Here is an 11,894-nt window from a genome sequence, read left to right on the forward strand (position 1 = left end):
TCCGAATTCTGCGAACCGTGCTAACCCTCGATCGCTTTAGGGAGAATTGCGTGAACGAAGAAGGATTCCGGGACTGGCTTGAAAAGAATTACCGCAAGAATACGGTCCAGACAAAGATGTCCGAAGCACGGCAACTCAACCGAGCTTATGGCGACCTCGACCAGCTATACGACGAGGACGAGCTAAACGCTGTTATGAAGACGCTGCGCTATTCGGCGAGCGATAAGGCTGATGACAAACCGAACCCATCCAAGGTCCCGCTGGCGAGCGATCTCTATCGCGACCTAAGCAATCTGCGCACCACCGTGAATTATTACCGCCGCTTTCGCGGAGAAGGGACGGTCGCAAGACCGGACGTTCCGGCGGTGAACAAGGCGGTCGACGAATGCGAGGACGTCGGTTTCGACACATTCCTCGCGACCTACGGCTTCGGCAAGAATATCGACTACTGGGTCCTGCGCAAGGGTAAGCGCTATCCCTCCAAGGCAATCTTCGGGGTCGCCCACCAATTCATGCCCGATGGTGCCCCGCTCGACGGTCAGACCTCTAACGGAACGGATGCAAGGCTCCACCTGGAAAGCTTGGGCTTCGAGATCGTCAAGGGCGAGGCTGCGGGTGGCCCGACCCGACCTTTCGTACTGTTCGATGTGCAGGGAGCGGCGTTCCAGCCGGTCCGCAATGGTGGTTCGAAAGGCTCAATGTTCAAAGTCAAGCCCAAGGGCGCTAGCAACCGATCAGAGGATGCGCGCGAGGTCGCGACCCTTGCCGAGGTCGCACGCGCAATGCTGATCGAAGGTCTGCCCGCGCGTGTCCAGTCCGTCCACAAGGGCCCGGTCAATTACGTCGGTTACGGCAAGCAGAAGCTCGTCGCTTACGAACTCGACGCGGAAATCGCACAGGAGATCGGCGTGCCGCCGAAGGGCAGCGTCGAACAGTACGATAGCGAGGAAGATACGGAATACGGCATCATGGCACAGACCACCAACTTGATCCTTTACGGGCCTCCCGGGACCGGCAAAACCTGGAGCACGGCGATCGAGGCCGTCAGGCTGTGCGATGGCGTCACACCCTCCTCTCGCGAGGATCTGATGCGGCGCTACCACGAGTTGGTCAAAGCGAGGCGGATCGATTTCGTCACCTTCCATCAGAGCTACAGCTACGAGGAATTCGTTGAGGGGATGCGCCCCAAGCAGTCTTCTACAGAGGGCGAGACGGGTGAAGCGAAGGCAGGTTTCTCGCTCGAACCCGAGGAAGGCGTGTTCCAACGCATCGCTCACCGCGCTGCCATCAGCCGCGGCGGACGCGGCGCCTTTACCATCGGCGACCGGCAGGTATTCAAGCTGTCGATCGGCGAAGCGGCCAATTCAGAAGACGATTACCTTTTCGAGGAAGCGCTCGAGGAGGGCCATATCCTCCTCGGCTACGACGATATCGACTGGAGCGACGATCGCTTCGAAGAGCGCGATGCGATCATCGCGGCCTGCCGCGAATACGATGTAGAGCATCCGGAGAATGACCGGCCTAGCCCGACAGCACGTACCGGTCGGGTCCAGTGTCCGCTCATCTTCCGCAACTGGATGGAGAAGGGCGACATCGTAGTAGTGTCGAAAGGCAATTCGCGATTCCGGGCGATCGGCGAGATCACCGGAGATTACGAATACGCGCCGCGCGAGAGCGGCGTCTATTCGCATCGACGCACGGTCGACTGGCTCTGGTTCGACCAGACCGGCGCCCCGGTCGAGGACATCTATTCCAAGGGTTTCTCGATGCGCGCGGCGTACTTGCTCACCCGCGCCGAACTCGATTTCGCCGCGCTGGAGGGCTATATCAACAGCCAGTCGGCGGGCAGCGACGCGTCGGCGCCCGAGCCCTATGTGCTGATCATCGACGAGATCAATCGCGGCAATATCTCGAAGATTTTTGGCGAGCTTATCACGCTGATCGAGCCCGACAAACGCGCGGGTCGCATGAATGCGCTCGAAGTGCGACTGCCCTATTCGAAAAAGCCCTTCTCGGTTCCTCCCAATCTCCATCTCATCGGCACGATGAATACCGCCGACCGGTCGATCGCGCTGCTCGATACCGCACTCAGGCGGCGCTTCGTTTTCCGCGAGACCCCGCCCGATTCCGAGCGCCTTGGCGAGAATGTCGACGGCGTCCCACTGAGGCGCGTACTTGAGACGATCAACGACCGGATCGAATACCTGGTCGATCGCGAACACCGCATTGGCCATGCCTTCTTTATCGGCTGTACGACCCGCGACGAGATCGACGCGGTTATGCACGACAAGGTCATCCCGCTCCTCCAAGAATATTTCTTCGAGGACTGGAGCCGGGTCGCCGCGGTCCTTGGCGGACCCAGCGGCAAGGGCGGCGGCTTCCTCGACTGCCGCATGCTCGGGGATCCCACCGGCCAGGACGGAGAGGAGCGCGAGAGCTGGAGCGTGCGTAAGAAATTCGCGGGCGATGCCTATGCCAGGCTGGTCGGGACCGCTCCGGCAGAATCTCCCGAAGCCGACGAGGTGGTGTGACGTACAGAACCGTTCGCGAATGGGAACGCATCGCGGTCGGCGATGGCGGTTTCACGCGGGGCGAGGCGAACACGCTGCTCGCAGCGGCGCGCGCGCATCGCCTAGGAGGTCGCGACGGAACCGACATCCTCTGCGACCATCACCGCTATCTGCGCGCGCAGCAGATGGTCGGGGTGATCGCCGGCGAGCGCTGCAGCCTCGAAGTCCTGCCCAAGGTCGACCCGGAGGCGCCGGTCGAGGACGAATCGAGCGTGCGCGGACAGCTGGTCCATATGCTCGACGTCTCACTGGGCCTGGGACTTTCAACCGGCGAGACGAGTACCATGGCGCGCAAGGCGGAGTCGCTGCTCGAAATCTTCATCAGCGCTTTCGCCGAACGGCTGCTCGCCGAGGCGCGGCGCGGCCTCCCACGCCAGTATCTGCGCCACGAGGAGGACCTCAAGGCATTGCGCGGCACACTCGACGTGGTGCGGCAATTCACCGTCAATGCCGTGCGCCCCGATCGGCTCGCCTGCCGGTTCGACGAACTCGATAGCGACATCCCGCTCATGCAGGTGATGAAGGCATGCGTGGTGAAGGTCGAGAAGCATGCGCGTGCCGCCGCGACACGGCGCAAACTCGCCGAACTGCGCCTGATGCTCAGTGATGTGAGCGACATTCGTCCCGAAGCCCTGCCTTGGAGATCCGTCAGGATCGACCGGTCGAGCTTGCGCTGGCGCGCGTTGATCGAACTGGCCCGGCTGCTCCTAGGCCAGCAATGGCAGGACACGCGCGCCAGCGCGAGCGACCCTGAGGGAATGACGCTGCTGTTCCCGATGAATGACCTATTCGAACGCTATATCGCGGTCCAGCTGCGGCGAGCGCTAAACGGCACTGGACTGGAAGTCGTCGCCCAAGGCGGCCATCGCCATTGTCTCGGACCCTGGAACGAAGGAACCGACTGTATCGGCGACAGCCACAGCACCCGTCCCGACATTCTTGTGCGCCGCGAGGGCGAGGTGCTGGCCGTGATCGATACCAAGTGGAAGCGGTTCGCCGATGGCATCGCGCAGGCCGATGCCTACCAGATGATGGCTTATTCGAGGCTTTATCGCTGCGACCGGCTGGCACTGCTATATCCGGCGGGCCACGGTGAATGGGTAGCAAGATCTAAAATTAGAGGCATTGCGTTTGGTCCTGAGCGGCTCGACACCATCGCCATCCCCATGTCGGGCTCGGGAGCCGAGGTCTGCCAGACACTGGCTGAAACGGTCGGAGAGCTGTTTCTCGCTCCACCCGAGTAATCTTTCATGCAGCGACTGGGAAGATTTTCCGGATCATGACTTTTGAGACCATGCCCTGCCGCCGCCCTTACATCTCTCTTGTCCGGACTTGCCAACTACAACTATGTGATAAGCAATAAAGGGGAGCCACTTGGGCATCACATCATTCCAAAAACGGGTTGAGAGCTGGCTAGAGGCCTGCTTTCCCGTTGCCGTCCGGTCCAATCGCGCTGAACGGACGCATCGGTTTCTCGAGGAAGCGCTGGAGCTGGCACAGGCGAACGATTGTTCGCGTGAGGATGCGCTGGCGCTAGTCGATTACGTCTACGAGCGTCCAGTTGGAGAACCGGATCTCGAAGTTGGTGGCGTCATGGTGACTTTGGCGGCTTTATGCAGCGCTTCTGGAATCAATATGGACGAGGCCGGCGACAGCGAGCTGGAGCGGAACTGGGATCGCATCGAGACGATCCGCGCGAAGCAGGCCGCCAAGCCCCATGGTTCGCCACTCCCGCAGTGACCTTCCGAAAAGCACTTATGCCAACAAGAAAGATGCCTCGTGGCGTATGTGAGGGGCTGTGCTAAACGTTTCTTTTAGCACAAAAAAACTGAAAGCTATCTGCACGAAGATTGAGGTGGCCCAAGCGCAACTCGGCCCGGGTGCAGCCGCAGAATTGCACGAGCTTTTGGCTGAAGCGGAGTCGTTTCTTACCGCCGACGAACTGATAGATTTCCGAGGGGGCAAAATTGTGGGAGGGGATTCCCTTTTCTTCCCGTTCGGTCCACACTACCGGGCATCGTTTAAAGCGGTCGGCGAAGATCTGCCGCGCGATGTCGATGGTAGTGTCGCGTGGGGGAAAGTGCGTCGAATTATGCTAGTTGATATATCGTGATGGCCACTGTCGAAGCTCAACTTCAAGAAAAAGACTGGTTTTCAAGGCCCGGCGATAGCGTGCTATCAGCGATGCGTCGGCGTAGCGTATCTGCCGGAGCGCTTGCAGAGCGCCTAAAGGGTGGCATGGAGCAACTTCGCGACTTGACCAGTGGCGTTGGCACCATCGACGAGGACACCGCTAACGCACTTTCGGCCATGCTTGGGGGGTCCACTGCCTTCTGGAAGACCAGGCAGGCGAAATATGAGGAAGCCTTGACCCACGCGGTCAATCAACTGTCGGACGAGGAAGCCAATGCTTGGTTGGACCGTATCCCTGCTCCCGGGAGCAAGGGACGGATCACAGCGAAGAGGCGCTCGGCAGAACTCGAGCGTCGATTAGCATATTTCGGGGTCAGCACGCTGAAGTCTTGGGATGCGCGCTACGGGCCTCATCAGAGCCACGCCAGATTCCGTCGGTCGCTGGCATTCACCCAGCATGATGGCGCAACGTCAATGTGGCTGCGCGAAGGGGAGCTCGATGCCAATCTTCGCCTAACGGCCGAGTGGTCCAGCGATGCACTTCGGGCCCGTCTCGAACAGATTCGTGCGCTGTCTAGGATCAGCAAGCCTAGCCGATTTATGCCACAGTTGGTGACGATGCTTGCTGACGCAGGCGTTGCGCTCGTAGTCGCAAAGGCTCCGCAAGGTTGCCGCGCGAGCGGCGCAAGCAGAATGATTGCGCCGGACAAGGCGATGATCCTGATGAGTTTCAGGCATCGTGCAGACGACCATTTCTGGTTCACGCTCTTCCATGAGATCGGCCATCTGCTTCTTCATGAAGCTTCATCCTTTGTGGATGCTGAGGGCATAGACGAGGAAGATTCTTGCGAAAAAGAGGCGAATGAATTCGCCGCTCGCATGATTGTTCCGGAGAAACGCGAGGCCGAATTGTTGAGTCTCGCCCCTACAGATGATGCAATTCGGAGATTTGCTGTCTCACTGGGGGTGGCACCAGGGCTTATTCTCGGCCAGCTGCAGCATCGCGGGATCGTCGCTCATGGGGCTCTGCGGCGGCTCCGCCGCCACTGGACGTGGGACCAAATCAGAGAAGCGCTCTAACCGAAAGCGGTCGCACGCTGTCTCGCTTGGGCTCTATCCTTTGAAGTGCACGAAAGCAGTCGGGCTCTTTTGCCAGTTGCAAATCGCGTCTTCGAGCACCTCCATGCCCACCTGCAGGGTTGTATCTAGCTCATCAAGCCACTGTTGAAGTGGAACATACCCGGTGCCTGAATTCGCGTTGCCTGCGAACAGAAGGCGCATTCCTGCTTTCGGCCCGGTCGCTGTTTTCAAGTAAGCCGAGCCTGCCTCGGCCGGTGCGAAGCCATATCGCGAGAGCATCGTCGTCCAGTCGAACCGCCCCAACCGTCCATATCCTTTCACCGGAAGCGCCTTGTAGAATGCGTCGAAGATTACATTGGGATCGTTGCCGGCGGTCAGGATGATTTGAGAAAAAAGCGCTTGGTGGCCGCCAGCGGCGTTCACCCAGTTTACGTAGTCTACGACGGCTGGGCCCATAGCCCGCTGCTTGCTCGGATCGAGGCTCTCATACTTGCGATGGTTACCAAACTTGCCTCTTATCGATTGCCAGTTAGCTGCAAGCCACTGCTCGAATGCGGCAGGATTGGTGCTGCCAGCAGCCCAATCCCATCGCCCTTGCCCAAGCTTGCCGTAGATGTCGCGTAGTCGGCGCCACCCGTCGGTTGCGGGCTTACCGAGATGGACCATGAGGAAGATTAGCCATGCGGCTTCGTCATACGCATTCTGCTGAATAAAATGGACAACGCCGAGTTCCGCCTCAAAACTGTCATGGTGGGGATCAGCGCGCCTGGGGCTTATCGGCCCGCGCCGCTGGATGACCTGGTAATACTCCTCTCTTCGAAGGCTCGCCACGATCTGCATTGCAAGCGTATCGCGAGCGGCCAAGCCCGCGGAGCCCGGAAGCGGTCGAACCTGTTGGTGATGGGAGAGAAGCTGAGCGGAGATCTGCTGTTTGCGCGGCTGACGGCTGGGCCACTGCATTAGATATCCTCCGCCTTGTTGGCTTTCCGCATCCGCTCCGCAATGCGATCGCGTTGGTCTTCGATCGAAGAATGATAGATATCACTATGCATTCTTACCGAAATTTCCTTGATGACCTCGTCGTCCTGTCCAGCGAAACTGATCTGTATGAGACTGCCGATATCCGACCAATAGGGATCATTCAGGTCCCCGTTCGGATCGACACTCTTGCCGGCTCGAACCTTCTGCTCGAATGCGAGCAAATCGTCGATCTTCTTGAAGGGATTAGAGTGGGGCATCGCCGGCATTTCAGCGGCCCGCTGGTAACCCTCCCTCCTGTATCGCTCGGCCCGGCCTCGGTCTCGGTCATATAGGTGCATACTGCCGACCATGTGGATGTATTCGCCAAGTTCAAGCTTGAGTTCGGCAGCGACCAGCTCTTGGAGCATGGTGAAGCAGAACACATCATGCGGGAGGCCCAGATAGGCATCATTGGACCGCATAGCCACCGACATGTGAAGGACACCGCCTCGACGATGGAACTGCAGGGTAGTGGTGCACGGAATATCAGTGCCATCATCTGCCAAAAGGTCCCTTGCTTCATAGAGCTGAATCACGCACCTGCGGCTGCCGTCTTTCCGCTGTAGTAATTCTATGGCCGCCTGGAGTTGGTCGAATCCGTGTCGCGACCTAATCCGAGGACCGTAGGCGCCGTTCACGACGGCTGGCTTTCCATCTTTTACATAGAAAGGAATGTACGGGCCGACGAAGGCCGCCTCGTCCGATCCAGATAGGTACCAAAGGAGCTCGCCAAGGGCGCTAAATGGTCGCGCCCTAGTCTGCGACCGGCTTAGCCTAGCGCGCGGTTTGGCGATCCGCAGCGTCACGCCGAGAAGCTCAAGCGAACCTCCATTAGTGCTCACGTTATGCACGCCATCGTTCAGAAGGGCATGGTAAAGATCGTTGAGAACATCATCGAGACCCTCGCCAAGAAATTCCATTTTCCTACCCTCGAACAGAGCACAGCTAATTCGCTAGACGTTTAGACGCGCTGTCCCCCCGAGCAACAGGCGACCACGACAGATCTCAGAGGGTTATGCACGGACGGCGCCACCAGAGCCAAATTCAGACAGAATAAAAAAGTGCTTGGGAAAATCGGATCTGCATCCTTTAAGCTCAAAGATGCAGATCCAGATCTTCTCGAACGACAGAAAAGCGCTGAGCCCGCGGTTGACAAGCGCATGCCACGGGGACTGGCAGCGAAATCGCCTAGCAATGCATAGCCGGGGAGGATGGCGCCATGCCTCCCTCCGATGATTCCCAGAAACTTGCCGCACTTGAGCACTTGCGCTCGAGGTTCACCAAGAAATTCGATGGAGGGCACGGGCTGCGACTGCAGCCTGACGAGCTGCTCGTATTCGTAGAAATCGGATTTCTAACGAGGCTGGATGAGGAGATTGCAGCCGAAAGGAAAAAAGAATGCGAAAGAAGAAGATTTACGAACGCGGCGACTACTACCTCGCATTCGACACGAACCCAGATGGAACGGCCCGCTCTAAAAACCTCTACATCTTCTATTACGACCGCGAAGGAGGAAGGGGTCGCAGCCATTCAACGGGCACGTCGGATCTCGAACTCGCGAAGGAAGAACTAGACCGCTTTTACGAGAAGCGGGAAAAGTCTCATAAATTCTGCCCCACCTGCGGACAGGCTTTCAGCGGCGAACTTCCGCCGCTTGTTGCCACCGCTATCGCGGAATACCTTGAGAGCACTGACTACGAGGCCGCCACTGCGCGGTTAGCTCACGTTCTCGCTTATCTCGAAGCCAAAGGCTTGGAAGACGCTCGATGCGACGAAATCAATGACGCGTGGGTAAAAAAATTCCGCAAGTGGGCATCAGGGGTAGATATTGTCTCGCCTACCGGAAAGATTAGGAAACGTTCGCCGACGACGGTCGCGGCAAGCGTTTCGATGTTGCGCACAGCGATCAATCAAGCGTTCGAGAGCCGGAAGCTTCTGCATCGAGCAGCAATCAGCGTGAAGAAGTCCGAGATTGAGGGTAAATCCCCTTGGTTCCGAGCTTCGGAAAGTCAGATCATCGGAATGTTTAGATACGCCCTGGCCTTGGACTTTCCGGAAAACTCCAGCGACAAACAGATACAGAAATGGAAGCGCGAGAGGAGCAATCTCCTACAATATCTTCGCCTCGGCGTAGCTACTTGGGCTCGGCCTGATGCAATCATGGATTTTTCAACGTCCGAAGAAGCCGAGCAATGGAACCCTGGAAATGGTTACATCGAGCTCAATCCCTTTGGCCGCGAACAGTCGGAGAAGTATCGCCCTCTGGTTCGAGCTCCTCGACAGCTAATCCCTCTTCTGAATGAAAACGTCGGGAAATTCGTCAAAAGTGCGTCCGTTCGAACTGCCTTTCGGCAGATGGCAAGCACACTTGGATTCCCTGACAAAGGTCAAAGCGGTGAGAAGCTCATTCGCCGCAGCACGGCTAGTCTAATACGACCTCTACTGGAGTCGAATGGTGCTTGGGAGAGTCAGGGGCGGCTGATGCTTGGCCACATCCGACCAAACGTTTCAGACAAGTACGCCACGCCTTATCATGAGGATTATCTCGTCGATGCGCTTCGCCTCACCGAAGAGTTGATCGACCGCATCGAAGCCGCCGCGCCAGGCGCGTTCTCGTTAAATTAGCCGGAGTTTCGCCGGAGCTAGTGTGCCGCCCAGTTCAGTAAACGGCGGAAAAGCTGGCGCACCCGACAGGATTCGAACCTGTGGCCTCTGCCTTCGGAGGGCAGCGCTCTATCCAGCTGAGCTACGGGTGCCTGTATCAGGGCGTGGCGACTAGCAATGGCGGCGCGGTTCGCCAAGCGATAAGTCGGGCGCGGTTGATCGATCCGCGATGCGATAACCGATTGGCAACCTCGCGCCGCTATCGGCAGTGCGATGAACGCTGTATCGCAAACCTTCGGCTCGACTGGCGGACTTTCGCAGTCCACCGCCAATGCCAGCTCCACCAGCCTGCGCTGGGCCGCTTTGGGCGAGGCAGGGCAGGTCGTTGCGATGATGGCAGGCGTCACGCCCGAAGAAACGAGCCGCGAGGTCCGCAATTTCGCTGCCATCATGCGCGATTCGGCCAAGTGGCGGCGCGACCTGGCAGATCGTGCCTGCGCGGAACTTGCTGCCGTGATGGAGCCGGGAATCAGCGCTCTGTTGGCGATCAATGCGCGCGGTGCAAACCCGCAGCCTGCAGCGCAAGCGCTGTGGGGCGAATTCAGCAAGGCCCGCCAAGAGATGCTCGCGCTGTTGCCGCCATCGGGCACGCACGGACCGCGCCGCAGCGCCTGACGCATAGCGCCAGAGAAGCGCGGTCTTGACCGTGTTCCTATTTCGTTCCAATCAGGCCGCATGAATGATTCGTGTGCCCTCGCCGCCGTCCCCTCGCCATCCGAAGATGATTTCGCGCGGCGATCCCATGCGGTGTGCCGCGGGATCGGGCGACTGTTTGCGCGCAACGATATCTGGGTCCTTCCGGAAATGCCGCTGCGTGGCGGCAGGCGGGCAGACCTGATGGGTGTCGACGCCAAGGACAAGATCGTGATCGTGGAGATCAAGACCTCGCGCGCAGACCTGTTGGGCGATGGCAAATGGCCCGACTATCTCGAGCATTGCGACCGCTTCTATTGGGGCCTGCCGCCCGAGCTGGATCGCGCCGTGCTGGAAAATGACGATTTCCGCCCCGATTGCTGCGGCGTGATCGTCGCCGATGGCTACGATGCGGAGATCGTGCGGCCCGCGCCCAGCCATCCGCTCGCTGCCGCGCGGCGCAAGGTCGAGGTAGAGCGGCTGGCGCGCACGGCGCTGCGGCGGCTGCAGGTCGGACTGGACCCGCATTGCAACAGTTGGGGCGGCGAGTTGGCGGGCTGAACGTTTCGCGCTCGCAAAGCGTTTACCGCTTTGGCATAGGATGGCCGGGACCATGTGGACGGCCATCATCCTTTCCGCGCTCGCCATGACGGCGATCGTTGCGCTGCGCTATTTCGCGGCGAGCGGCGTATTCGCGTTCGCGACATCGAAGGTGCGGCCAGGTCTGTATGCCGGGCTCAACCCGCAGATCCGGCGCGAGATGGGCTGGTCGCTGGTGTCGGCGGCAATCTATGGCATCCCCGCCGGCATCGTCGCCTGGGGCTGGCAAAATGCCGGCTGGACCCTGATCTACACCGATATCGCCGCATACCCGCTCTGGTACCTGCCGCTTTCGGTCTTTCTCTACCTCTTCGCGCATGACACGTGGTTCTACTGGAGCCACCGCTTCATGCATCGGCCCAAATGGTTTCGCATCGCCCATGCGGTGCACCATGCCAGCCGCCCACCTACGGCCTGGGCGGCCATGAGTTTCCACCCCATCGAGGCGTTGACAGGCGCCGTGGTCATTCCGCTGCTGGTCTTCCTCATCCCCATACATGTGGCGATGCTGGGGCTGGTGCTGGGCATTATGACGCTGATGGGCGTCACCAACCACATGGGGTGGGAGATGTTTCCGCGATGGCTCGTTCATTCGCGGTTGGGGGGATGGCTGATAACCGCCAGCCATCATCAGCGGCATCATGACGAATATCGCTGTAATTACGGACTCTATTTCAGATTTTGGGATCGACTGTGCAAAACCGACAAAGGCCTCGCTTCGCCCTGATCATCGCTGCTGCCGCTTCGCTGGCCGTGCCCATGGGCGCGCCCGGCGTAGCTGCGCAAGGTGCTGGCACGACGGTGACATTGGAGATCACCAATATCCGCAATGCGGATGGCGTGGTGCGCGCCTGCATGACGGCAGACGAGGATCGCTTCCCTCGCTGCCAGGGCAGCGCGAACGGCTATAGCGCGGTTGTTCCTGCAGGTGAGGCGACCACGCTGCGCTTCCGCAACGTCGCGCCCGGCACCTATGCCATCGCCCTGTTGCATGACGAGAACGACAATGGCCGCGCCGATCGCGCGCTGGGCATGATGCCGCGCGAAGGCTTTGGCTTTTCGCGCGACGCACGCGTACGGATGGGACCGCCGCGCTTCGATGAAGCCGCCATCGAAGTCGGCACGACGTCAACGCGCCAGACCATCCGCATGCGCTACATGCTGTGATCGTGAAAGCGGATTAAGCTTCGTAAG

Annotated in this window: 12 protein-coding genes and 1 tRNA gene; 10 read left to right on the forward strand and 3 right to left on the reverse strand. The window is 59.4% G+C overall.

Annotated elements, in window-relative coordinates; all coding sequences use genetic code 11:
• The first annotated feature begins 50 nt into the window (after positions 1-50).
• The 5 genes from BMF35_RS02975 (at position 51) to BMF35_RS02995 (ending at position 5,783) form a co-directional block, all read left to right on the forward strand.
• A complete protein-coding gene (locus BMF35_RS02975; protein ID WP_052766045.1) occupies positions 51-2,531 on the forward strand; it encodes a ScoMcrA-related endonuclease in 2,481 nt (826 codons plus the stop codon).
• Positions 2,528-3,814: an McrC family protein gene (locus BMF35_RS02980; RefSeq protein WP_047006852.1), complete on the forward strand. Its 1,287-nt coding sequence runs from the start codon at positions 2,528-2,530 to the stop codon at positions 3,812-3,814. Before BMF35_RS02975 ends, BMF35_RS02980 begins: the two co-directional genes overlap by 4 nt.
• Before the next feature lie 130 nt (positions 3,815-3,944).
• A complete protein-coding gene (locus BMF35_RS02985) occupies positions 3,945-4,310 on the forward strand; it encodes a hypothetical protein (RefSeq protein WP_047006853.1) in 366 nt (121 codons plus the stop codon).
• 58 nt (positions 4,311-4,368) lie between these two features.
• Positions 4,369-4,683 carry a hypothetical protein gene (locus BMF35_RS02990; protein WP_156172127.1) on the forward strand — a complete coding sequence of 105 codons (315 nt, stop codon included), beginning with the start codon at positions 4,369-4,371 and terminating at the stop codon, positions 4,681-4,683.
• Positions 4,683-5,783, forward strand: a complete 1,101-nt coding sequence (locus BMF35_RS02995) for an ImmA/IrrE family metallo-endopeptidase (RefSeq protein ID WP_047006855.1) — start codon at positions 4,683-4,685, stop codon at positions 5,781-5,783. Before BMF35_RS02990 ends, BMF35_RS02995 begins: the two co-directional genes overlap by 1 nt.
• A gap of 33 nt (positions 5,784-5,816) precedes the next feature.
• Here BMF35_RS02995 and BMF35_RS03000 read toward each other — a convergent pair whose 3' ends face one another.
• The gene (locus tag BMF35_RS03000; RefSeq protein WP_047006856.1) at positions 5,817-6,743 is read right to left on the reverse strand and encodes an alpha-glutamyl/putrescinyl thymine pyrophosphorylase clade 3 protein; all 927 of its coding nucleotides are present in this window, start codon (positions 6,741-6,743) and stop codon (positions 5,817-5,819) included.
• Positions 6,743-7,723: a thymidylate synthase gene (locus BMF35_RS03005; RefSeq protein WP_047006857.1), complete on the reverse strand. Its 981-nt coding sequence runs from the start codon at positions 7,721-7,723 to the stop codon at positions 6,743-6,745. The genes BMF35_RS03000 and BMF35_RS03005 overlap by 1 nt, the downstream gene beginning before the upstream one ends.
• A gap of 478 nt (positions 7,724-8,201) precedes the next feature.
• On the opposite strand from BMF35_RS03005, the gene BMF35_RS03010 reads away from it, so the two are divergent.
• Positions 8,202-9,428, forward strand: a complete 1,227-nt coding sequence (locus BMF35_RS03010) for a phage integrase SAM-like domain-containing protein (protein ID WP_052766046.1) — start codon at positions 8,202-8,204, stop codon at positions 9,426-9,428.
• A 54-nt stretch (positions 9,429-9,482) separates the two neighbouring features.
• On the opposite strand, the gene BMF35_RS03015 is transcribed toward BMF35_RS03010, so the two are convergent.
• Positions 9,483-9,559: transfer RNA gene (locus BMF35_RS03015), tRNA-Arg, on the reverse strand.
• Positions 9,560-9,680: 121 nt separating this feature from the next.
• Between BMF35_RS03015 and BMF35_RS03020 the strand changes: the two genes are divergently transcribed.
• Genes BMF35_RS03020 through BMF35_RS03035 form a run of 4 tightly spaced genes read left to right on the forward strand, consistent with a single transcriptional unit; the run spans position 9,681 to position 11,867 of the window.
• A complete protein-coding gene (locus BMF35_RS03020; protein ID WP_047006858.1) occupies positions 9,681-10,082 on the forward strand; it encodes a hypothetical protein in 402 nt (133 codons plus the stop codon).
• 60 nt (positions 10,083-10,142) lie between these two features.
• Positions 10,143-10,661: an MmcB family DNA repair protein gene (locus tag BMF35_RS03025; protein ID WP_047006859.1), complete on the forward strand. Its 519-nt coding sequence runs from the start codon at positions 10,143-10,145 to the stop codon at positions 10,659-10,661.
• Between the two features lie 52 nt (positions 10,662-10,713).
• Positions 10,714-11,427: a sterol desaturase family protein gene (locus BMF35_RS03030; RefSeq protein ID WP_047007553.1), complete on the forward strand. Its 714-nt coding sequence runs from the start codon at positions 10,714-10,716 to the stop codon at positions 11,425-11,427.
• Positions 11,394-11,867: a DUF2141 domain-containing protein gene (locus BMF35_RS03035; RefSeq protein WP_236781547.1), complete on the forward strand. Its 474-nt coding sequence runs from the start codon at positions 11,394-11,396 to the stop codon at positions 11,865-11,867. Before BMF35_RS03030 ends, BMF35_RS03035 begins: the two co-directional genes overlap by 34 nt.
• Positions 11,868-11,894: the final 27 nt, after the last annotated feature.

The sequence above is a fragment of the Aurantiacibacter gangjinensis genome, assembly GCF_001886695.1.
In the GTDB taxonomy this organism is placed as follows: Bacteria; Pseudomonadota; Alphaproteobacteria; order Sphingomonadales; family Sphingomonadaceae; genus Alteraurantiacibacter; species Alteraurantiacibacter gangjinensis.